This window comes from Streptomyces sp. NPDC002643 (genome assembly GCF_053592555.1).
On sequence record NZ_JBSFVY010000001.1, the window covers coordinates 1 to 21,697 of the forward strand.

A 21,697-nucleotide genomic window follows, 5' to 3' on the forward strand; every position below is an offset into this window, starting at 1 on the left:
GTTGATAGGCCAGGTATGGAAGCCCGGTAACGGGTGGAGTTGACTGGTACTAATAGGCCGAGGGCTTGTCCTCAGTTGCTCGCGTCCACTGTGTTAGTTCTGAGACAACGACCGTTGTCGGTTTGAGCAGAACGCATAAGTAAAGAGTGTGCTTGTTCGCTCGAAACCATTAGGGTTTCGGTGGTCATAGCGTGAGGGAAACGCCCGGTTACATTCCGAACCCGGAAGCTAAGCCTCAAAGCGCCGATGGTACTGCAGGGGGGACCCTGTGGGAGAGTAGGACGCCGCCGAACAATATTTGGAGGACCCCTGGTCCCAGCGTTCAGCTGGGACCAGGGGTCCTTTTGTTTTTACTATGCTTGCGGTACCGAAGACAGGAGTCATCATGTCCACCAACTCTCCCGACGACCGACCGGAGCGCGACCAACGGCGACGGGACAGTGGTGACCGTGGTGGCTACCGCGGCGGACCGCGCCGGGACAACGACCGGCGCGACAACGACCGTAACGACCGCGGTGGTTACGGCCGCCGCGATGATCGTCGTAGTGACGACCGCCGTGGTGACGACCGTCGTGGTGGCGAACAGCGCGGTGGGTTCCGTGGGCGGGACGACCGCCGTGACAGTGACCGTGGCCCTCGCCCGGCGTTCCGTCGGGACGACCGTTCCGGCGGCCCACGTCGCGATGACCGCGACCGGGATCGTGACCGCGACAGCGGCTTCCGGAGGGACGGAGACCGTCCCGGCTTCCGCCGTGACGATGAGCGTGGTGGCTTCGGCCGGCGTGATGACCGGCCCGCGTTCCGGCGTGATGACCGTAGGGACGACCGCCGTGATGGTGGGGACCGGGGAGGTTTCCGTCGGGACGACCGGGACCGCGATCGGGACCGTGACCGTGATCGGGGCTTCCGGCGTGACGACCGTGGTGACCGGCGTGAGGGCGACCGTCCCTCGTACCGCCGCGACGACGACCGCAGTGGCTTCCGGCGCGACGACAGCCGTGGCGGCGAGCGCGGCGGCTTCCGTGGGCGGGACGACCGGCGCGGGGACGACCGCCGCGATGACCGACGTGGGGACGACCGTGGTGCGCGTCCGGCGTTCCGCCGTGACGATGAGCGTGGTGGCTTCGGCCGACGTGATGACCGGCCCGCGTTCCGGCGTGATGACCGCAGGGATGACCGCCGTGATGGTGGGGACCGGGGAGGTTTCCGTCGGGACGACCGGGACCGCGATCGTGACCGTGACCGTGATCGGGGCTTCCGGCGTGACGACCGTGGTGACCGGCGTGAGGGCGACCGCCCCTCGTACCGCCGCGACGACGACCGTAGCGGCTTCCGGCGCGACGACGACCGCAGTGGCTTCTGGCGCGACGACAGCCGTGGCGGCGAGCGCGGCGGCTTCCGTGGGCGGGACGACCGGCGCGGGGACGACCGTGGGCGTGGGCCCCGGCGTGACGACCGGGGCGGTCGGCCCGGTGGCTTCCGGGGGCGTGACGGGCGTGACGACCGTAGGGGCGACGACCGGCGCGGCGGTGGGCGTTTCCGGGATGAGCGGGACCGGGATCGTGAGCCGATCAAGCGGCTGCCGATCCCCGAGGACGTCACCGGCGAGGAGATCGACAAGGACGTACGGCAGGAGCTGCAGAGTCTGCCCAAGACACTCGCGGACGATGTCGCCAAGAACCTGGTGATGGTCGCCCGGCTCATCGACGAGGACCCCGAGGGTGCCTACGGGTACTCCAGGGTCGCCCTGCGGCTGGCGTCGCGTGTCGCCGCCGTGCGTGAGGCGGCCGGCTTCGCGGCGTACGCGAACCAGAAGTACAGCGAGGCGCTCGCCGAGTTCCGGGCCGCGCGGCGGATGACCGGCAACGTCGACCTGTGGCCCGTCATGGCCGACTGCGAGCGTGGTCTCGGGCGGCCCGAGAAGGCGCTGGACATGGCCGGGGCGCCCGAGGTGCACAAGCTGGACAAGGCCGGGCAGGTCGAGATGCGGCTGGTCGCGGCCGGTGCTCGGCGGGACATGGACCAGCTCGACGCCGCCATCGTCACCCTGCAGAGCCCCGAGCTGGCCTCCAACTCCGTACAGCCCTGGACCGCGCGGCTGCGGTACGCCTACGCCGACGCGCTGCTGGAGGCCGGGCGTGAGGGTGAGGCGCGTGAGTGGTTCGCCAAGGCCGTCGAGTCCGACAAGGACGGCAGCACGGACGCCTCGGACCGGCTCGCCGAGCTGGACGGCGTGGAGTTCGTCGACGCCCTGGACGAGACCGAGGACGCGGCGCCGGCCGACCGCGAGAGCGGGAACGAGAGCGGGAACGAGACCGAGGACGCGGACGACGCCATCGACGTCGTCGAGGCCGACAAGGACGACGACCGTGACGCCGATGTCGACGACGAGGATGACAAGGCCGACAAGGCCGACGAGGCCGATGAGGGCAGCAAGGACGACTGACGTGTCGTAGGCATGTGGGTGTGACGAAGGGCGGGTTCCGTTTGACGGGACCCGCCCCTTTTCCGTCTCCCCGTGCCGCTATGGCCCGGCGGTCAGAACGCCAGCGTGCGGAGGACCAGGCCCGATGCCGGTTTCGGGCCGAAGGACGTGGACTTGCGGGGCATGGTGATGCCCTGGCGGGCCAGGTCGCGTACGACGTCCTCGTGGACCGGGTGCATCAGGACCGCTGTGCCGCCGTCGCGTTCGGCCTTGGCGACGGTGGCCGCCGTGTCGTGGATGTAGGCGATGTGCGCTGGTGAGTCCTCGGGGATGTGCCAGATGTGGTCGAGGAGCGTGGCGTGCAGGACCGTCGCGTCGAGGGTGCGCCAGGCGGGCGGGCGGTCGGCCGGGATCGTACGGGTGAGGAGGGCCGGGTCCGGGCCGTCGACGAGGTGGAAGGTGCCGTCGCCGGCGAGGAGGAAGGCGTTGCCGGTGGAGGCCGCTTCGGCGAGGGCGTCCAGGGCCTTCGGGAGCGGCACGTCCAGGTGTCGTACGCGGAACAGGCCGTCGAGGGCGGTCAGGGCGTCGGCGACCGGGAGTTGGTGCAGGAGGCGGTGGATGGCGCGGACGCGCAGGGGGTAGCGGGCGGTGTCCACCAGGAGGACCAGGCCGTAGTCCCAGGGGCTGGGGGAGGGGTGCTCCGCGCGTAGCCGGAGGTAGGTGGCCCAGCGGTGGTGGCCGTCGGCTATGAGGGCCTGGTGGTGGGCGAGGTCCGACTGGATCGCGGCGAGGTCGGCGGGGTCGGTGACCGCCCACAGGCGGTGGCTGAAGCCGTCCTCCGTGGTGGTGGAGAGGAGGGGCGGGGCCTCGGTGGTGCGCTCCACCACGGAGGTCGCGCCGGTTGTCGGGCCGTTGCCCCGATAGGTCAGGAGCAGGGGTTCGAGGTTGGTGGAGGTGGCACGCATCAGGTCCGCGCGGTCCGCGATGATGTGCGGCATGACGTCCTCGTGGGGCAGGACCACGCCGTCGGAAGGCTCCGAGAGGCGCAGGGCGCCGATCAGGCCGCGCTGCAGGATGGTGCCGTCGGCCTGCTCGTAGACGTAGAGGCCGGGCTCGGTGTCGGGGGCCAGGACGCCCTTGGCGAGCCAGTCGCGCAGGGTGTCGGCCGCCTGTTCGTTGCGGGCCGCGGGAGTACTGGCCTGGGGGAGTATCAGACGGACGATGTTGTGCGGGTCGGCGGATTCGAGGTGGAGCAGACCGTCCGGCCGTACGACCACGTCGTACGGCGGTGATGTCACGGCGGCCAGGCTGCCGACCCGGTCGGGGTCGTAGCGAAGCCCCCGGAACGGGGTCAGTTCGAGGCCGCTGCGTGCCGGGATCTCCTGCGCGGGACCTGCGTTGTTCATTGATGCATCGTAAGTGCGCGGGCGTCCTTCGGGTGGCTGTCAGTGGGATGCGCGATGATCGGGGGCAGCGATCGAGACGATTATCGAGACGATTGATGGACGAGTGCGTACGCGTCGTGAGAGCGGCGGTCGAGCGAGGAGCGGTGAGCGATGAGCCAGGCAGTCAGGACACGGCCCGACGGCAGCGGGCGAGCCCTGAGCGAGGCGTACGACACGGCGCTGCTCGATCTGGACGGGGTGGTGTACGCGGGTGGGAGCGCGATCGCGTATGCCGTGGAGTCGCTGGGGACGGCTCGCGCGGGCGGGATGCATCTCGCGTACGTGACCAACAACGCGCTGCGGACGCCCGAGACGGTTGCCGCGCATCTGACCGCGCTGGGTATACCGACCGACGCCGGTGATGTCATCACGTCCGCGCAGGCCGTGGCCCGGCTGATCAGCGAGCAGGTGCCCGCCGGGGCTCGGGTGCTGGTCATCGGGGGTGAGGGGCTGCGGGTCGCGTTGCGGGAGCGGGGGTTGGAGCCGGTCGAGTCGGCCGAGGACGAGCCGGTGGCGGTGGTGCAGGGGTACGGCGGGCCCGAGCTGCCCTGGGGGCGGTTCGCGGAGGCCTGCTATGCCATCGCGCGCGGGGTGCCGTGGTTCGCGTCGAACACCGATCTGACGATTCCGAGCGCGCGGGGTATCGCACCGGGCAATGGGGCCGCCGTGCAGGTCGTCCGGATAGCGACCGGTGCCGAGCCGCAGGTGGCGGGCAAGCCGTTGCCGCCGATGCACCGGGAGACGATCCTGCGGACCGGCGCCGAGCGGCCGTTGGTGGTCGGGGACCGGCTGGACACGGACATCGAGGGGGCGTTCAACGGGGAGGTCGACTCGCTGCTCGTCCTGACCGGCGTCACGGACGGCGCCCAGCTGCTGGCCGCGCCGCCGCAGCACCGGCCGACGTATGTCGACGCCGATCTGCGGGGGCTGCTCACCGGGCAGCCGGAGGTCGTCGAGGCGGGCCCCGGCTTCCGCTGCGGCGGCTGGACGGCGACGGCGGGCGCGGACCGGCTCGAACTGGACGGTGACGGCGAGGCCTTGGACGGGCTGCGGGCGCTGTGCGCGGCGGCTTGGACGGCGGCCGGGGAGGGCTCGTGCGAGCTGGACGGGGAGAAGGCGCTGGCTCGGCTGGGGTTGTGAGCCCGCGGAGGCCAGGGGAGGGACGGTTCGGTGCCCTGGGGCCAGATCCGGTGGAGCGGGATCGAGTCAAAATAGGAGGATAGGCTAACCTAACCGGGTGTTGGTCGACAGTCCCCCTGAACCGAGCGCGGAGACCGCTCCCGCGCCCCCGAGCCGTCGGGCGATACGTCCTGTCGGCCTCCTCCTGTCCGTTCTCGTCCTGGCCCTGGTCGCGGCGGCCAGCATCGCGATCGGCGCCAAGTCGCTGTCGTTGGAGCAGGTCTGGCACGGTCTGTTCCAGGACACGGGGACCTACGGCGATGTCGTCGTCGGGGAGCGGATCTCGCGCACCCTCCTCGGGCTGCTCGCCGGAGCCGCGCTCGGCCTCGCCGGTGCCGTGCTCCAGGCGCTGACCCGGAACCCGCTGGCCGACCCGGGGCTGCTCGGCATCAACGCGGGCGCGTCCGCCGCCGTGGTCACCGCCATCACCTACTTCGGCGTCACCTCGCTGACCGGATATGTGTGGTTCGCGTTCTTCGGCGCGGCCGGGGTCGGGGCACTGGTGTGGTTCCTCGGCGGCAGCCGGGGCGCGACACCGGTGCGGCTCGCACTCGCCGGTACGGCGCTGACCGCCGCGCTCTACGGTTATCTCCAGGCCGTGATGATCATGGACAACGCGGCGCTGTCCAAGATGCGTTTCTGGACGGTCGGTTCGCTGGCCTCGGCCACCGACGAGACCATCGTGCACGTCCTGCCGTTCCTCGCGGTCGGCACGGTCGTCGCGCTGCTCCTCGCCCGGCCGCTCAACGCCGTGGCCATGGGCGACGACACCGCCCGCGCCCTCGGCGCCAACCTGGCCCGCACCCGTGCCCTCTCCATGGCCGCCGCCACCGTGCTGTGCGGTGCCGCGACCGCCGCCTGCGGGCCGATCGCGTTCGTCGGACTGATGGTCCCGCACGCCGTACGGTCCTTCACCGGGCCCGACCTGCGCTGGATTCTGCCGTACGCGACCGTCCTGTCGCCCGTGCTGCTGCTCGGCGCCGATGTCATCGGCCGGATCGTCGCGCGCCCGGCTGAGCTCCAGGTCGGCATCATCACCGCGATCATCGGCGGGCCGGTCTTCATCTTTCTCGTACGACGGCGGAGGACGGCACAGCTGTGAAGACCCAGGTCATGAGCAAGCCGGCCCCGCGGAACCGGGCCGTGCGGACGCCCGGTGGGCTGTCGGTCCGCCTCGATGTACGGGCGCTCACCGTCGTCGTGCTGCTGGTGGTGGCGGGGCTCGCCGCGAGTGTCGTACTGATCGGCACCGGCGACTTCCCGATCCCGGCCGGCGACGTCCTCAGGACGTTGCTCGGCCATGGGGACGCGGGCCAGGAGTTCATCGTCAACGAGCTGCGGCTGCCGCGCGTCCTCGTCGGGCTGCTGGTGGGGGCCTCGCTGGGACTCGGCGGGGCGCTGTTCCAGTCCATCTCCCGCAATCCGCTGGGCAGTCCGGATGTCCTCGGCCTCTCGCAGGGTGCCACGGCCGGGGCGCTCGTCATGATCGTGCTGTTCTCCGGGAGCGCGGGACAGGTCGCCCTCGGCGCGCTGGTGGGCGGCCTCGGCACCGGGTTCGCGATCTACCTGCTGGCCTGGAAGCGCGGAGTGCACGGCTACCGGCTCGTGCTGGTCGGCATCGGTGTCTCCGCCGTCGTCACCGCCGTCAACGGCTATCTGATCACCAAGGCCGACCTCGTCGACGCGGCCCGTGCCGTCGTGTGGATGACCGGCTCACTCAACGGCCGTGACTGGACCCAGGTCTGGCCGCTGCTCATCATGTGCGCGATCCTCGTGCCGCTGGTGCTCGGCAACGCGCGCGGGCTGCGGATGATGGAGATGGGCGACGACGTGTCGTACGCCCTCGGGGTGCGTGTCGAGCGGGTACGGATGCTGCTGCTGGTGTCGGCCGTACTGCTCACCGCCGGGGCCACCGCCGCAGCGGGCCCCGTCAGCTTCATGGCCCTCACCGCGCCCCAGCTCGCCAAGCGGCTCACCCGCTCCCCGGGCCCCAACCTGGTTCCCTCGATCTTCATGGGCGCCACCCTGCTGGTCGTCGCCGACTGGGCCTCGCAGCGGGCATTCGGCGCCGATCAGCTGCCGGTGGGCGTCGTGACCGGCGTACTCGGCGGTGTCTATCTGCTGTGGCTGCTGGTGACCGAGCGGAAGGCGGGGCGGATATGAGCGCGTCGGCGAATGTGAACAAGGCGAATGTGAACAAGGCGAACGCGAACAACAAGAGGAGCACTGTGAACCGCCTGTCCGCCGAGAACGTCACCCTCGCCTATGACCAGCGGGTCATCGCCGAGCAGCTGTCGGTGGAGATCCCCGACAACTCGTTCACCGTGATCGTCGGCCCCAACGCCTGCGGCAAGTCCACGCTGCTGCGCGCCCTTTCACGGATGCTGAGGCCGGCCCAGGGCCGGGTGCTGCTCGACGGACAGGTCATCCAGTCGATGCCGGCGAAGAAGGTCGCCCGGACGCTGGGTCTGCTGCCGCAGTCGTCGATCGCGCCGGACGGCATCACGGTCGGCGACCTCGTCGGGCGTGGCCGGTATCCGCATCAGGGGCTGCTGCGGCAGTGGTCCACCGAGGACGAGCGGGTCGTCCGGGAGTCGATGGAGTCCACCGGGGTCGCCGAGCTGGCCGACCGTTACGTGGACGAGCTGTCCGGCGGTCAGCGGCAGCGCGTCTGGATTGCCATGGCCCTCGCCCAGCAGACCCCGCTGCTGCTGCTCGACGAGCCGACCACCTACCTCGACATCCAGCACCAGATCGACGTACTCGACCTGTGCGCCGAACTCCACGAGGAGCAGGGCCGCACGCTCGTCGCCGTGCTGCACGACCTCAACCACGCCGCCCGCTACGCCACCCATCTCATCGCCCTGCGCGGCGGCGAGGTCATCGCCGAGGGCGCCCCCTCCGAGATCGTCACCGCCGAGTTGGTGGAGGAGGTCTTCGGACTGCGCTGCCAGATCATCGACGACCCGGAGACGGGCACGCCGCTGGTGGTACCGGCGGCGCGCAAAAAACGCGAGGGGCGGCCCAAGGCCGACGAGAAGGCCGAGACGAAGGCCGAGAAGGTGGCCGTCAAAGAAGCTTCCTGAGCCGGAGCAGGTCGCGGAAGCCGGCCTCCAGCTTCACCCGGCCCGCACCCCAGGCCCTGGCGAAGTTCAGCTCGCCGTCGACCATGGCGACCAGATCGTCGCCGGTCATGGTCAGCCGGATCTCCGCCTTCTGCGGCGGTGGGCCCTGGAGGGTCTCCAGCACCTCGATACGGCCGTCCTTGAGGCGGCCGACGAAGGTGGTGTCCAGGTCGGTGATACGGCAGCTCAGCGACCGGTCCAGGGCGGCGGCTTCGCGCACGTCCCCGTCGGCCCGCTGCATGTTGTCCGAGAGCTTGTCGAGTGCGGCACGGCACTCCTCAGTGGTGGCCATCGCGATCGACGGTACAGCAGGGCTTCGGGGTAGCGTCTGGGCATGAACGACTCTGTGCCCGAGCGCGAGGCCCGGGCGGAAGCGGTGATTCCGGAGGGTGAGGTTCCAGCTACGGAAACCGTGGTTCCGGCTATGGAATCCAACGTTCCGGCGGTGGAGGCCGAGGCTCCGGAGGCCGTCGTCGAGGACGAGTACGACCCCGCCGCCCCCGCCCCGCTGAACGTGCCCCGGCCCGCCACCGGGCACCCGGAGGTCGATGCCGCGCTGGCCCGGCTGACCGACGCCGACCACCTCGCCACCGACGGCCATGTCGAGGTGTACGAGGATGTACATCGGGGGCTGCGCGACACGCTCACAGCGCTCGACGCCCGCCCGGGACCCTCGGCGCCCCCAGCACCGTCCCCCTACCCGCACGACCGCAGGAGCTGAACCCACCGTGGCAGGAGTCGCACGCCGCCGTCTGGACGCCGAACTGGTCCGGCGGAAGCTGGCACGGTCGCGTGAGCACGCGAGCCAGCTGATCGCCGCCGGGCGCGTCACCGTCGGCAAGACCGTCGCGACCAAGCCCGCCACCCAGGTCGAGACCGCCGCCGCGATCGTGGTCCAGGCCGACGACGGCGACCCCGAGTACGTCTCGCGCGGCGGCCACAAGCTCGCCGGAGCCCTGGAGGCCTTCGTTCCGCACGGGCTGGAGGTCAAGGGCCGGCGGGCGCTGGACGCCGGCGCCTCCACCGGCGGTTTCACCGACGTACTGCTGCGCGCCGGTGCCGCGCACGTCGTCGCCGTGGACGTCGGATACGGACAACTCGCGTGGACTCTCCAGAGCGATGAACGCGTCACCGTCAAGGACCGTACGAACGTACGCGAGTTGACGCTCGAAGCGATCGATGGGGAGCCTGTGGATCTAGTCGTGGGGGATCTGTCCTTCATCCCGCTCGGCCTGGTACTGCCCGCCCTGGTGCGGTGCGCGAAACCGGATGCCGATCTGGTGATGATGGTCAAACCGCAGTTCGAGGTGGGCAAGGAGCGGCTGGGCAGCGGGGGCGTCGTACGCAGCCCCGGGCTGCGCGCCGAAGCCGTGCGTGGAGTCGCCCTGAAAGCGGGGGAGTTGGGGCTCGGCGTGAAGGGCGTGACAGCCAGCCCGCTGCCCGGGCCGTCGGGCAATGTCGAGTACTTTCTGTGGCTGCGAGCCGGGGCACCCGAACTGGACCCGGCCGACGTCGACCGAGCAGTGGCGGAGGGGCCGCGTTGACCACCCAGGACCGAACTCGAACTGTTTTCCTGCTCACCCACACCGGGCGGCCCGCGGCCATCCGCAGTGCGGAGCTGGTGGTGAAGGGGCTGCTCCATCACGGCCTCGGTGTACGCGTGCTGGCGCACGAGGCCGAGGACATCCCGGTGCCCGAGGAGGTGGAGCTGGTCAAGGAGGCCACTCCGCAGTGCCTCGACGGGTGTGAGCTGCTGATCGTCCTCGGCGGTGACGGGACCCTGCTGCGCGGCGCCGAGTTCGCCCGCGCCTCCGGGGTGCCGATGCTCGGCGTCAACCTCGGCAGCGTCGGCTTCCTCGCCGAGGCCGAGCGCGACGACCTCGACAAGGTCGTCGACCGGGTCGTCAGTAAGTCGTACGAGGTCGAGGAGCGGATGACCGTCGATGTCGTCGTTCACCAGAACGGGGACATCGTTCATACGGACTGGGCGCTCAATGAGGCGGCCGTGCAGAAGGCGGGCGCCGAGAAGCTGCTCGAAGTCGTCCTTGAGATCGACGGGCGGCCGGTGACCGGGTTCGGGTGCGACGGGATCGTGCTGTCCACGCCGACCGGGTCGACCGCGTACGCGTTCTCCGCCGGTGGGCCTGTGGTGTGGCCCGAGGTCGAGGCGTTGTTGATGGTGCCGATCTCCGCGCACGCGTTGTTCGCGAAGCCGTTGGTGACTTCGCCGAATTCCGTGTTGGCGGTGGAGGTGCTGCCTCATATTCCGCCTGGGGTGCTCTGGTGTGATGGGCGGCGGACTGTTGAGCTGCCGCCGGGGGCGCGGGTTGAGGTGCGGCGGGGGGCTGTGCCGGTGCGGTTGGCTCGGCTTCATCATGCGTCGTTCACTGACCGGCTTGTGGCGAAGTTCGCGTTGCCTGTTTCTGGGTGGAGAGGGGCCCCGCACTAGACGCTCTGTGGGGGATGGTGGGGACTCGTCAGCGGCTGCGGGCTCGTCGTGGTTGCTCGCGCCCACGCGGCGGAGCCGCAAATCGACACAGCCCCGCGCCCCTTAAGGGGCGCTGTAGCTCGCCGGGGTGACATTGGTGACGGGGGGCGTCGCGGTTTCCCTGTCCGACCTCGTATGGTCGTGTCCGTGTTGGAGGAGATGCGGATACGGTCGCTCGGAGTCATCGACGACGCGGTCGTCGAGTTGTCGCCCGGGTTCACTGCCGTGACGGGTGAGACGGGTGCCGGCAAGACCATGGTCGTCACCAGTCTCGGGCTGTTGCTCGGCGGTCGGGCGGACCCGGCGCTCGTGCGGATCGGTGCGAAGAACGCGGTCGTCGAGGGGCGTATCGCCATGCCCGAGGGCGCGACGGCGGTCGTCCGGGCCGAGGAGGCCGGGGCCGAACTCGACGACGGGGCGCTGCTGATCAGCCGTACCGTTTCCGCCGAGGGACGGTCACGGGCGCACCTCGGCGGGCGTTCCGTCCCGGTCGGCGTGCTCGCGGAGCTGGCCGACGAACTGGTCGCCGTGCACGGGCAGACCGACCAGCAGGGGCTGCTGAAGCTGTCCCGGCAGCGGGCCGCGCTCGACCGGTACGCCGGGGACGCGGTGGCCGGGCCGCTCGCCAAGTACGGGGAGGCCTACCGGCGGCTGCGGGCCGTCTCCGTCGAACTCGACGAGATCGTCACGCGCGCGCGTGAGCGGGCCCAGGAGGCCGACATGCTGCGCTACGGCCTCGACGAGATCGCCGGGGTCGAACCGCGTGCCGGTGAGGACGTGGAGCTGGCCGAGGAGGCCGAGCGGCTCGGGCACGCGGAGGCGCTGGCGTCCGCCGCGACGGCCGCGCACGCCGCGCTCGCGGGCAACCCCGAGGACCCCGAGGGCGTGGACGCCGCGACCCTCGTCGCGGGCGCGCACCGGGCGCTGGAGGCCGTACGGTCGCACGACCCGGCGCTGGCCTCGCTCGCCGACCGGATCGGGGAGATCGGCATCCTGCTGGGCGATGTGGCCGGGGAACTGGCCGGATACGCCGATGACCTGGACGCCGATCCGCGCCGGCTGGCGGCCGTGGAGGAACGGCGGGCCGCGCTCACCGCCCTCACCCGCAAGTACGGCGAGGACATCGCCTCCGTGCTGGCCTGGGCCGAGCAGGGAGCCCAGCGGCTCACCGAACTCGACGGCGACGACGAGCGGATCGACGAGCTGACCGCAGAGCGGGACGCGCTGCGGAGCGAACTGGGCGGTCTGGCACAGACGTTGACGGATGCCCGGACGGAGGCCGCCGAGCGGTTCGCCGCCGCCGTGACCGCCGAACTCGCCTCCCTCGCCATGCCGCACGCGCGCGTGACGTTCGAGATCCGGCAGACGGGCGACCCCGAGGGCATCGAGGTGGGCGGGCGGCCCGTCGCGTACGGCCCGTCGGGCGCCGACGAGGTCGAACTCCTCCTCGCCCCGCACCCGGGCGCCCCGCCCCGGCCCATCGCCAAGGGCGCCTCGGGCGGTGAACTCTCCCGCGTGATGCTCGCGGTGGAGGTCGTGTTCGCGGGCACCGACCCGGTCCCCACGTACCTCTTCGACGAGGTCGACGCCGGTGTCGGCGGCAAGGCGGCGGTGGAGATCGGCCGCCGTCTGGCCAAACTCGCCAAGTCCGCCCAGGTCGTCGTTGTCACCCACCTCCCCCAGGTGGCCGCCTTCGCCGACCGCCAGCTGCTCGTGGAGAAGACCAACGACGGCTCGGTCACCCGCTCCGGCGTCAAGGTGCTGGAGGGCGAGGAACGCGTCCGCGAGCTGTCCCGCATGCTCGCCGGCCAGGAGGACTCCGAGACGGCCCGCGCGCATGCGGAGGAACTGCTGGCGACGGCGAGGGCGGACGGATGACAACGCCTCGGGGCGCGTGAACTGGGCGCGAACTCACGGGGCGGGAGCGGCGTAGAAGGGCAACCCCATACGGGGGTTCACTCGTGTGGGTGACCTCGGTGGTGGGGTTGTCCGGTGGTCTCGGATTCGTCGGGTGCCGTGGTCTCGGAATGGTCTCGGAGCCTGGCATCCTTGGACAGGTACGACTTAGCGAGACGTGCTGCGCAGACCACGCAGAAGGGCACCACGCGGGAATGGCCTGACGCGGTCCGCTCTCGCCGCCGGACCGTTCTGTACGTTTCTTCGTGACTGTCCACCCCGAACCAGGAGCCCCGGCCACGTGAGCCACGTGAGCAGCCACTCACCACACGGCCAGTCACCGCTGCGGACCGTGCAAGTGCTCGGCGGCGGCAGCGCGGTGAGCAGCGCGCATGTGCGGTCGTTGGCCTCGGGGCTTGTCGCCCGGGGCGTGCGCGTCACCGTGTGCGCCCCCAGCGAGACCGACGGCGAGTACGACTTCACCGGCGTCGGCGCCCAGCACGTGCCCGTCCCCCGCAGCAGCGACCCCGCCTCCGTGGCCGCCCTCCGCAGCGCCTGCGCCGACGCCGACCTCGTCCACGCCCACGGGCTGCACGCCGGGTTCCGGGCCACCCTCGCGCTCGGCCGTAGGCGGACGCCCCTCGTCGTCACCTGGCACACCCGGTCGCACGCCGAGGGCGCGCGGGCCCATCTGCTGAAGCTGCTGGAGCGGAGGGTCGCCAAGGCCGCCGCCGTCGTGCTCGGGACCACCTCCGAACTCGTCGACCGGGCCCGCAGCCGGGGCGCGCGGGACGCCCGGCTCGCCGCCGTCGCGCTGACCGCGCCGCGCCGGGCCGCCGGCGACGACGACCCCGACCGCTCCCGTTCCAAGGCCCGCGCCGAACTGGGCGCCACCGACCGGCCGTTGCTCATGGCCGTCGGCTCCCTCGACCGCCACCGGGGGTACGACACCCTCCTCGACGCCGCCCGCGAATGGCGGTGGCTCGACCCCGCCCCGCTGGTCGTCGTCGCCGGTGAGGGGCCGTTGCGAGGGGTGCTCCAACAGCGGATCGAGGACGAGGAGTTGCCCGTACGGCTGGTCGGGCGGCGCGACGACATCTCCGAGTTGATCGCCGCCGCCGACCTCGCGCTGTTGCCCGGCGGCCCCGAAGCCCGCTCCGTCCTCGCCCAGGAAGCACTCCACGCGCGCGTGCCGCTTGTCGCCGCCGCTGTCGGTTCCGTGCCCGAACTGGTCGGCGACGGTGCCGAACTCGTCCCGTACCAGGACGCCGCCGCCCTCGCCGACGCCGTCGTACGGCTGCTCGACGACCCCGACCTCCGCGAAGCCCTGCGGGCCAAGGGCACCCACCAGACCACCACTTGGCCGACCGAGGACGAGACGGTGGCCCAGGTGCTCAGCGTCTACGACGAGTTGACGCAGTTGAGGCCGCTTTCGTAGGGAGGGCCGCCGCCCCCGTCCCCTCGTCTCCCCGTTCCTCGGCCCCCTTCCGTCCCCGGGTCGCTCGTCGGCCGTCCCGCCCCGTCTCGGCCCTACCGCAGATGCCTGCGTGCCTGTAGGGCCAAGCTCAGGGTCAGTACCGTTCGAGGGTCGTCCAGGTCTGTGCCCAGGAGGTCGGTGATGCGGGCCAGGCGGTTGTAGAGGGTCTGGCGGTTGAGGTGGAGTTCGCGGGCCGTTTCCGCCTTGCGGCCGGCGTGGGCCAGATAGGTCTCCAGGGTGGGCAGCAGGGACGGCTTGGAGCGGTCGTCGTGGGCGAGTACGGGGCCGAGCGCGCGGTCCACGAACGCCGACAGGTCGGGGTGGTCCCGCAGACGCCACAGCAGGAGGTCGATGTCGAGGCGGCGGGCGTCGTGCCAGGGGCGGTCGGCCAGGACCCCGGCGGCCGTCGCCGTCTCCGCCGCGTGTCTGAGACCCGCCGAGGCCGCCGCCCAGCCGCCGGGGACCCCGACCACGACAACGGGCGGCCGACCACCGGGGCGGCGCATTCCGGCCCGCTCCACCCCCGCCCGCAGCGCCGTCGCCACCTTGTCCGCCACCGCCGACCGGTCGGACTCGGTCCGCAGGCCCAGCAGAAGGGGCACGCGGCCCTCGAACGGCCGTACGCCCAACAGGGCCGGCACACCCACCGAGGCCAGCTCCTCGGCCACCGCGCGGGCGAGTACGGCCCAGCCTCCGCCACTCCCGGCCCGGCCCGGCCGGGCGGTACCCCCCTCGGGAGACAGGCTGTCGGCGAGGCGCATCACCACCGGCAGCAGCGGGCCGCCGCCCGGCTTGAAGCCGAGGACGCGGGCCTGCGCCGGGGCGTCCTCCGCGCGGATACGGCCCTCGGCGAGATCGGTGAGGAAGTCCCCGCGCCCGCGCGCCGCCAGCTCCTCCTCCTGCCGGGCCTGCATCAGCACCACGGCGAGAAGACCGGCCGCCCGCTCCGCCGCGAGCCGGTGCACGGGGGCCGGCGGGGCGAGGACGGGCAGGAGGACGAGCCTCGCCCGTACCGAGCCCGTGGCCGACCCCGTACCCGAGGTCGAGACAGGCCCTCTGCCCGTGCCTGAGCCCGCTCCTGTGCCTCTGCCCGTGCCCAGGAGTGGGCCCGGGCCGCCGCCCGGTACGTCGACGAGGACCGTCCCGGCCGGTGGCTCGTCCTTGTGCTGCCCGCGCATCCCCTCCCACACCTGCAGCGGATCGGTGGCCGCCGGTCCCGCCCCGGAGGCGTACAGCAGCTGCCCGTCGGCGGTCTCCAGGAACACCGGGTTGCCGCTGAAGTCGGCCAGGATGCCCAGGACTTGGGGCACCCCGCCCCCACCGAGCAACGCCTCCGTGCAGCGCCGGTGGACCTCCTCGGCCTGCTGGAGCAGCGCGTAGTGGCCGTTGACGATCTCGGTGTGAACCTCCTCGGTGACCGTCACGAACGCCACCTCGCGGTGCAGCTGGACCAGCGGCAGACCGGCCGAGCGGGCCGTCTCGACGAGGGCCGGGGGCAGCCGGGTGAAGCGCGGGCCCAGCTCGACGACCAGGGCGGCGATACCGCGCTCGGCGAGCGTCCGGACGAACGCCCGCTGGTCGGCGGGGCGCGTACCGAGGCCGTAGCCGGTGGTCAGCAGCAGCTCGCCGCCCTTGAGCAGCGAGGCGATGTTCGGGACCTCGCCCGCGTGCACCCAGCGCACGGTTCGCTCCAGCGCGTGGGTGCCGGCCAGGACCTCCGGCAGTCCACCTCGTAGTGCGGGCAGCTCCAGTGCTCGGCGCACTGTGATGCCGGCGCCGGCCTGCCCGGTCTCATGACCGGTGCCGGGTTCGCGGCTGTCACGGGTGGTCATGACAGGACGGTACCTGGGTGGGGGTTTCTGCCGCGCCGTCGTGGCTGGTCGCTCCCCCACGCTCGGCTTCGCTCGCGCGGGGGGACCCCCATCGCGGCGGAGCCGCACAATGTTCCGCCCCGCGCCCCTTTGGGGCGCGCCCCCCTCGGCGGTCACGTCGGCCGGATGTTGTGGTTGTAGCGGAAGACATTGTCCGGGTCGTACTCCCGCTTCACCGCCGCCAGTCGTCTCGCGTTCTCCTCGCCTAGGCCCGCCTCCACACGGCCCGAGCCCTCGTCGCCGATGAAGTTGAGGTAGACCGCGCCGGTGCTCCAGGGGCGTATGTCGGCCCTGACCTGCCGTACCCACTCCACGCATCGCTCGTCGTCGGCGGGGTTCTCCCAGATGCCGAAGGGATGGACGGCCCACGGCGCGTCGCGGTACGGCACGGGGTAGTCGGTGGTGCGGTCGGCGACCGCACCGCCCAGCGGGAAGAGGATGTGCTGGGTGCCGGTCGGCACGGGCATCGTCCACGCGCGCGTGCAGAACGCGTCGACCGCGGCGTCCGGGAAGCCCGTGAAGTACTCGGCGGACCAGTAGTTCCGCATGCCGGGCGGGTCGTCGATCATGCACTGGACGTCCGCGTACGGCATGGCCCCGACGATCTCCGCCTCGTGCGGCAGCGCCAGCAGTGGCTGGGCGACCTTGCGCATGTCGTCCTCGGTGCCCGCGTACGTCAGCAGCACCCCGCACGCCAGCTTGCCCACCAGGTGCTCGGGGACGAACTCCTCCGGCGGGGCGGTGAGATAGATGACCCCGCCGCCGGCCTCGGGCGGGCCGCTCTGAAGGACCTCGCGGAAGACGCGTACGACGTCGGGGCCGTGCTCGGGCGCGTAGAGCAGCAGGGCGATGGCGAAGGCCGGCAGTTCGTGCAGCCGGAGGGTGAGGGCGGTGGCCACCCCGAAGTTTCCGCCGCCGCCGTGCAGGGCCCAGAACAACTCCGGGTTCTCGGCCGCGGTGGCCGTGACGGTACGGCCGTCGGCGGTGACCAGTTCGACGCCGAGGAGGTTGTCGACGGCGAGGCCGTAGGCGCGTTCCAGCCAACCGCTGCCGCCGCCCAGGACGAAACCGCCGACGCCGGTGGTCGAGGCACGGCCGCCGGTGGTGGCGAGGGCGTACGGCTCGGTGGCGCGGTCGAGATGGCTCATGGTGGCGCCGCCCTCGACCCGTACGCTCATCGATCCCGGATGGACCGTCACCGCGTGCATTCGGCGCATGTCGATGACCAGACCGCCGTCGTTGAGGGCCATTCCGGCCACGCTGTGGCCGCCGCCGCGGATGGCGATGCTCAGGTCCAGTTCGCGGGCGAAGCGGATCGAGTGGACCACGTCCGCCTCGGTCTCGCACTGGGCGATCACCGCCGGGCGGCGGTCGATCATCGCGTTGAAGACCGCGCGGGCGTCGTCGTAACCGGGGTAGCCCTCGGCCAGGACCTCACCGGTCAGGTCCTCGCGGAGCGCGGCGAGTGCCGCGCCCGCCTTGGAGGAGGGAGCCATGATGGCCGCCCCCTTTCGGCCCAGGGGACAGGACCATTCCAGGCTAGGTGGGTATGGCGGAATGGTCCTGTTCGTGGGTGACGTACTGGGGCGGCGGGGCCGGGGGCTGGTTGTGGCGCGGCTTACGGGTGGGCGGGAGGCGCAAGCGCTTGCTCGGCGCGCTTGCCCGCGCCTCCAGCCGCCGTCGTGCGCGCTGTGGTCGGAGGCGCGCACTCAGCCGCCGTACGCCCCCGAAGCCGTAAGACGCAGGGCCGTGTCGATCAGGGGGACGTGGCTGAAGGCCTGGGGGAAGTTGCCCACCTGGCGTTGGAGGCGGGGGTCCCACTCCTCGGCGAGGAGGCCCAGGTCGTTGCGGAGGGCGAGGAGCTTGTCGAAGAGTTTGCGGGCCTCGTCGACGCGGCCGATCATCGCCAGGTCGTCGGCCATCCAGAACGAGCAGGCGAGGAACGCGCCCTCGTCGCCGGGGAGACCGTCGACACCCTCGTCCTCGCCCTGCGTCGGGTAGCGCAGGATGAAGCCGTCCGAGGTGGACAGCTCGCGCTGGATCGCCTCGATGGTGCCGATGACGCGCTTGTCGTCCGGCGGCAGGAAGCCCATCTGGGGGATGAGGAGCAGCGACGCGTCCAGTTCCTTCGAGCCGTAGGACTGCGTGAAGGTGTTGCGCTCCTTGTCGTAGCCCTTCTCGCAGACGTCCCGGTGGATGTCGTCGCGCAGCTCGCGCCACTTCTCCAGCGGGCCGTCCGCGTCGCCGGACTCGATGAGCTTGATCGTGCGGTCCACGGCGACCCAGGCCATGACCTTGGAGTGCACGAAGTGCCGGCGCGGGCCGCGGACCTCCCAGATGCCCTCGTCGGGCTCGTCCCAGTGGTCCTCCAGGTAGCGGATCAGCTTCAGCTGGAGGAGGGAGGCGTAGTCGTTGCGGGCGAGCCCGGTCATGTGGGCCAGGTGCAGGGCCTCGGTGACCTCGCCGTAGACGTCCAACTGGAGCTGGTGCGCCGCGCCGTTGCCGACCCGGACCGGCGCCGAGTCCTCGTAGCCGGGCAGCCACTCCAGCTCGGCCTCGCCCAGCTCCCGCTCACCGGCGATGCCGTACATGATCTGCAGGTTCTCGGGGTCGCCGGCGACCGCGCGCAGCAGCCACTCGCGCCAGGCGCGGGCCTCCTCGCGGTAGCCGGTGCGCAGCAGCGAGGACAGGGTGATCGCCGCGTCACGCAGCCAGGTGTAGCGGTAGTCCCAGTTGCGGACGCCGCCGATGTGCTCCGGGAGGGAGGTGGTCGGCGCCGCCACGATGCCGCCCGTGGGGGCGTACGTCAGGGCCTTGAGGGTGATCAGCGAGCGGACCACCGCCTCGCGGTACGGGCCGTGGTACGTGCACTGCTCCACCCACTCCCGCCAGAACTCCTCGGTGGCCTGGAGGGACGGTTCCGGCTCCGGCAGCGGCGGGGGCTGCTTGTGCGAGGGCTCCCAGGAGATCGTGAACGCGATCCGGTCGCCCGGCGTCACCGTGAAGTCGGCGTACGTGGTCAGCGCCTTGCCGTAGGTCTCGCATTCGGTGTCGAACCACACCGAGTCCGGCCCGGCGACGGCCACCGTGCGCCCCTCGTGCTTGTGCACCCAGGGCACGACCCGGCCGTACGAGAACCGCATCCGCAGCGCCGAGCGCATCGGGACGCGGCCGCTGACGCCCTCCACGATGCGGATCAGCTGGGGGGCGCCGTCACGCGGGGGCATGAAGTCGGTGATCCGGACCGTGCCGCGCGGGGTGTCCCACTCGGACTCCAGGATCAGCGAGTCGCCGCGGTAGCGGCGCCGGGAGGCCGTCGGGGGCTCGGCGTCGGCCGCGTGTGCCGGGCCGAGGCGCCAGAAGCCGTGTTCCTCCGTGCCGAGCAGCCCCGCGAAGACGGCATGGGAGTCGAAGCGGGGCAGGCACAGCCAGTCCACCGTGCCGTCCCGACAGACCAGGGCAGCGGTCTGCATGTCTCCGATGAGTGCGTAGTCTTCGATGCGCCCGGCCACGTGCAACTCCAGTCGAACGGCCACGTCGCCCCCCGAGGGGCGGTCGCTGTGCGGTGTGCGGTCTAGGGGACCCATGGGATCGACAAAGGAACCAGTTTCCAGAGTGATCCAAGGGACGGTGTCATGCGATGTCGCTCAACGATCCTCAACGCATATGAGGCGACCGTTGCTCAACGAACTGACGAGCTCTCGTGTTTCCGGAGGCGGGCGGGGGTGGTGCCGTTTCGCGGGCCGGGCTCGGCAGCGAGTGTCCGAAGAGGATACGACGCAGCGGAGGGCTGCGCGTGCCGCTCCCGGCAACGCGAGTGCGCCGAACGAGTGAGCCAAGTGTGAAGGCTGACCGAGATTCGCCGATCGTCGTACGAGGTCCGTGGCAGACCGTACGAGCTCCGTGGCGGCCCGTGCGCGGAGCGTGGCCGGAAGCGATCGTGTGTGGTCGCTGATACCCTGGTAGCCCGTGGACCGGTGGGTGCCCCAGCTCGAACGGGACCCCCGAACCGCAGCGACGGCACCCCCGACGAAAGAGATCGGGCGGCGGCCGACCCGCACACCGAACCGCGACCACGGGAGTCCCGTCTTGGCCATGCCGCCCGCTGCTTTTCGAAACACGACGACAAAGCACATCTTCGTCACCGGGGGTGTCGCCTCCTCGCTCGGCAAGGGTCTGACCGCCTCCAGCCTCGGCATGCTGCTCAAGGCCCGTGGCCTGCGCGTCGTGATGCAGAAGCTCGACCCCTATCTGAACGTCGACCCCGGCACGATGAACCCCTTCCAGCACGGTGAGGTGTTCGTCACCAACGACGGCGCCGAGACCGACCTGGACATCGGCCACTACGAGCGCTTCCTCGACCGCGACCTCGACGGCTCGGCCAACGTCACCACGGGCCAGGTCTACAACACAGTCATCGCCAAGGAGCGGCGCGGCGAGTACCTCGGTGACACCGTGCAGGTCATCCCGCACATCACCAACGAGATCAAGCACCGCATCCGCCGTATGGCCTCCGACGAGGTCGACGTCGTGATCACCGAGGTCGGCGGCACCGTCGGCGACATCGAGTCGCTGCCCTTCCTGGAGACCGTCCGCCAGGTCCGGCACGAGGTCGGCCGTGACAACGTCTTCGTCGTCCACATCTCGCTCCTGCCGTACATCGGTCCCTCGGGAGAGCTGAAGACGAAGCCGACGCAGCACTCGGTTGCGGCGCTGCGCAACATCGGTATTCAGCCAGATGCGATCGTTCTGCGCTGTGATCGTGAAGTTCCCGCCGCGATCAAGCGCAAGATCTCCTTGATGTGCGACGTCGACGAGGCCGCCGTCGTCGCCTGTCCGGACGCCCGTTCGATCTACGACATCCCGAAGACCGTCCACGGCGAGGGCCTGGACGCCTATGTCGTCCGCAAGCTGGACCTGCCGTTCCGTGACGTGGACTGGACGACCTGGGACGACCTGCTCGACCGCGTCCACAACCCGCGGCACGAGATCAACCTGGCGCTGGTCGGCAAGTACATCGACCTGCCCGACGCCTACCTCTCCGTCACCGAGGCGCTGCGCGCGGGCGGCTTCGCCAACAAGGCCCGGGTGAAGATCAAGTGGGTCACCTCCGACGACTGCCGGACCCCGGCCGGGGCCGCCGCCCAGCTCGACGACGTCGACGCCATCTGCATCCCCGGCGGCTTCGGCGACCGAGGTGTCTCCGGCAAGGTCGGCGCCATCCGGTACGCCCGCGAGAACAAGATCCCGCTGCTGGGCCTCTGCCTGGGTCTGCAGTGCATCGTGATCGAGGCCGCGCGCAACCTCGCCGACATCGCGGATGCCAACTCCACCGAGTTCGACCCCGCCACCGCCCACCCGGTCATCTCCACCATGGCCGAGCAGCTCGACATCGTCGCCGGTGAGGGTGACATGGGCGGAACGATGCGCCTGGGCATGTACCCGGCCAAGCTCGCCGAGGGCTCCCTCGTGCGCGAGGTGTACGACGGCAAGGAGTACGTCGAGGAGCGCCACCGCCACCGCTACGAGGTCAACAACGCCTACCGCGCCGAGCTGGAGAAGAAGGCGGGCCTCCAGTTCACCGGGACCTCCCCCGACGGCAAGCTCGTCGAGTACGTCGAGTACCCCCGTGACGTCCACCCCTACCTGGTCGCCACCCAGGCCCACCCCGAGCTGCGCTCCCGCCCGACCCGGCCGCACCCGCTCTTCGCGGGGCTGGTCAAGGCCGCGGTGGAACGCAAGACCGGCGAGTAAGACCGAGAGCGCGAGAGCTGTACGGTGGCCGGGGTGC

At 71.3% G+C, this 21,697-nt stretch carries 17 protein-coding genes and 1 rRNA gene; 13 read left to right on the forward strand and 5 right to left on the reverse strand.

The genetic code is table 11. From position 1 onward, the window contains the following. The first annotated feature begins 176 nt into the window (after positions 1-176). The 3 genes from rrf (at position 177) to ACWD4G_RS00015 (ending at position 2,446) form a co-directional block, all read left to right on the forward strand. Positions 177-293: ribosomal RNA gene (gene rrf / locus ACWD4G_RS00005) — 5S ribosomal RNA — on the forward strand. Between the two features lie 156 nt (positions 294-449). After that, positions 450-1,688 (forward strand): hypothetical protein, encoded by a 1,239-nt coding sequence (locus ACWD4G_RS00010; RefSeq protein ID WP_451290291.1) that lies wholly within the window; start codon positions 450-452, stop codon positions 1,686-1,688. Then, positions 1,580-2,446 carry a hypothetical protein gene (locus ACWD4G_RS00015; protein WP_451290262.1) on the forward strand — a complete coding sequence of 289 codons (867 nt, stop codon included), beginning with the start codon at positions 1,580-1,582 and terminating at the stop codon, positions 2,444-2,446. Before ACWD4G_RS00010 ends, ACWD4G_RS00015 begins: the two co-directional genes overlap by 109 nt. Positions 2,447-2,538: 92 nt before the next feature. Here the strand turns inward: ACWD4G_RS00015 and ACWD4G_RS00020 are convergent, their stop codons facing one another. Beyond that, positions 2,539-3,831 (reverse strand): DUF1015 family protein, encoded by a 1,293-nt coding sequence (locus ACWD4G_RS00020; RefSeq protein ID WP_451289730.1) that lies wholly within the window; start codon positions 3,829-3,831, stop codon positions 2,539-2,541. A 150-nt stretch (positions 3,832-3,981) separates the two neighbouring features. On the opposite strand from ACWD4G_RS00020, the gene ACWD4G_RS00025 reads away from it, so the two are divergent. The 4 genes from ACWD4G_RS00025 (at position 3,982) to ACWD4G_RS00040 (ending at position 8,135) form a co-directional block, all read left to right on the forward strand. Then, positions 3,982-5,010, forward strand: coding sequence for an HAD hydrolase-like protein (locus ACWD4G_RS00025; RefSeq protein WP_451289731.1), 1,029 nt, complete (start codon positions 3,982-3,984; stop codon positions 5,008-5,010). Between the two features lie 97 nt (positions 5,011-5,107). Continuing rightward, on the forward strand, positions 5,108-6,151 hold the full coding sequence (locus ACWD4G_RS00030) for a FecCD family ABC transporter permease (RefSeq protein ID WP_451289732.1): 1,044 nt from the start codon (positions 5,108-5,110) through the stop codon (positions 6,149-6,151). Between the two features lie 11 nt (positions 6,152-6,162). Continuing rightward, a complete protein-coding gene (locus tag ACWD4G_RS00035) occupies positions 6,163-7,212 on the forward strand; it encodes a FecCD family ABC transporter permease (RefSeq protein ID WP_451289733.1) in 1,050 nt (349 codons plus the stop codon). Continuing rightward, a complete protein-coding gene (locus tag ACWD4G_RS00040) occupies positions 7,209-8,135 on the forward strand; it encodes an ABC transporter ATP-binding protein (RefSeq protein WP_451289734.1) in 927 nt (308 codons plus the stop codon). Before ACWD4G_RS00035 ends, ACWD4G_RS00040 begins: the two co-directional genes overlap by 4 nt. Here the strand turns inward: ACWD4G_RS00040 and ACWD4G_RS00045 are convergent. After that, on the reverse strand, positions 8,119-8,466 hold the full coding sequence (locus ACWD4G_RS00045; RefSeq protein ID WP_451289736.1) for an SCP2 sterol-binding domain-containing protein: 348 nt from the start codon (positions 8,464-8,466) through the stop codon (positions 8,119-8,121). The two genes, ACWD4G_RS00040 and ACWD4G_RS00045, sit on opposite strands and share 17 nt — an antisense overlap. A gap of 42 nt (positions 8,467-8,508) precedes the next feature. Here ACWD4G_RS00045 and ACWD4G_RS00050 point away from each other — a divergent pair, with 42 nt between their 5' ends. From ACWD4G_RS00050 to ACWD4G_RS00070, 5 genes are all read left to right on the forward strand, one after another. Then, positions 8,509-8,895: a hypothetical protein gene (locus ACWD4G_RS00050; RefSeq protein ID WP_451289737.1), complete on the forward strand. Its 387-nt coding sequence runs from the start codon at positions 8,509-8,511 to the stop codon at positions 8,893-8,895. A 7-nt stretch (positions 8,896-8,902) separates the two neighbouring features. Beyond that, positions 8,903-9,718, forward strand: a complete 816-nt coding sequence (locus ACWD4G_RS00055; protein ID WP_451289738.1) for a TlyA family RNA methyltransferase — start codon at positions 8,903-8,905, stop codon at positions 9,716-9,718. After that, on the forward strand, positions 9,715-10,623 hold the full coding sequence (locus ACWD4G_RS00060) for an NAD kinase (RefSeq protein WP_451289739.1): 909 nt from the start codon (positions 9,715-9,717) through the stop codon (positions 10,621-10,623). The genes ACWD4G_RS00055 and ACWD4G_RS00060 overlap by 4 nt, the downstream gene beginning before the upstream one ends. A gap of 174 nt (positions 10,624-10,797) precedes the next feature. Next, positions 10,798-12,540 (forward strand): DNA repair protein RecN, encoded by a 1,743-nt coding sequence (gene recN / locus ACWD4G_RS00065; RefSeq protein ID WP_451289740.1) that lies wholly within the window; start codon positions 10,798-10,800, stop codon positions 12,538-12,540. A 319-nt stretch (positions 12,541-12,859) separates the two neighbouring features. Further along, a complete protein-coding gene (locus tag ACWD4G_RS00070; RefSeq protein ID WP_451289741.1) occupies positions 12,860-13,996 on the forward strand; it encodes a glycosyltransferase family 4 protein in 1,137 nt (378 codons plus the stop codon). Between the two features lie 92 nt (positions 13,997-14,088). Here ACWD4G_RS00070 and ACWD4G_RS00075 read toward each other — a convergent pair whose 3' ends face one another. The 3 genes from ACWD4G_RS00075 to ACWD4G_RS00085 form a co-directional block, all read right to left on the reverse strand. Further along, positions 14,089-15,867 carry a PucR family transcriptional regulator gene (locus ACWD4G_RS00075; protein WP_451289742.1) on the reverse strand — a complete coding sequence of 593 codons (1,779 nt, stop codon included), beginning with the start codon at positions 15,865-15,867 and terminating at the stop codon, positions 14,089-14,091. Positions 15,868-16,019: 152 nt separating this feature from the next. Then, positions 16,020-17,402: an FAD-binding oxidoreductase gene (locus tag ACWD4G_RS00080; protein ID WP_451289743.1), complete on the reverse strand. Its 1,383-nt coding sequence runs from the start codon at positions 17,400-17,402 to the stop codon at positions 16,020-16,022. Positions 17,403-17,615: 213 nt separating this feature from the next. Next, positions 17,616-19,418: a glycoside hydrolase family 15 protein gene (locus ACWD4G_RS00085; RefSeq protein WP_451290264.1), complete on the reverse strand. Its 1,803-nt coding sequence runs from the start codon at positions 19,416-19,418 to the stop codon at positions 17,616-17,618. Between the two features lie 583 nt (positions 19,419-20,001). On the opposite strand from ACWD4G_RS00085, the gene ACWD4G_RS00090 reads away from it, so the two are divergent. Next, on the forward strand, positions 20,002-21,660 hold the full coding sequence (locus tag ACWD4G_RS00090) for a CTP synthase (protein ID WP_451289744.1): 1,659 nt from the start codon (positions 20,002-20,004) through the stop codon (positions 21,658-21,660). The last annotated feature ends 37 nt before the right edge of the window (positions 21,661-21,697 follow it).

Excerpts from the sequence above, each read along its gene's own strand:
- ACWD4G_RS00020 (WP_451289730.1), bottom strand. The coding sequence starts at position 3,831 with ATGAACAACGCAGGTCCCGCGCAGGAGATCCCGGCACGCAGCGGCCTC.
- ACWD4G_RS00025 (WP_451289731.1), top strand. The coding sequence starts at position 3,982 with ATGAGCCAGGCAGTCAGGACACGGCCCGACGGCAGCGGGCGAGCCCTG.
- ACWD4G_RS00035 (WP_451289733.1), top strand. The coding sequence starts at position 6,163 with ATGAGCAAGCCGGCCCCGCGGAACCGGGCCGTGCGGACGCCCGGTGGG.
- ACWD4G_RS00040 (WP_451289734.1), top strand. The coding sequence starts at position 7,209 with ATGAGCGCGTCGGCGAATGTGAACAAGGCGAATGTGAACAAGGCGAAC.
- ACWD4G_RS00045 (WP_451289736.1), bottom strand. The coding sequence starts at position 8,466 with ATGGCCACCACTGAGGAGTGCCGTGCCGCACTCGACAAGCTCTCGGAC.
- ACWD4G_RS00050 (WP_451289737.1), top strand. The coding sequence starts at position 8,509 with ATGAACGACTCTGTGCCCGAGCGCGAGGCCCGGGCGGAAGCGGTGATT.
- recN (WP_451289740.1), top strand. The coding sequence starts at position 10,798 with ATGGTCGTGTCCGTGTTGGAGGAGATGCGGATACGGTCGCTCGGAGTC.
- ACWD4G_RS00075 (WP_451289742.1), bottom strand. The coding sequence starts at position 15,867 with ATGACCACCCGTGACAGCCGCGAACCCGGCACCGGTCATGAGACCGGG.
- ACWD4G_RS00080 (WP_451289743.1), bottom strand. The coding sequence starts at position 17,402 with ATGGCTCCCTCCTCCAAGGCGGGCGCGGCACTCGCCGCGCTCCGCGAG.
- ACWD4G_RS00090 (WP_451289744.1), top strand. The coding sequence starts at position 20,002 with ATGCCGCCCGCTGCTTTTCGAAACACGACGACAAAGCACATCTTCGTC.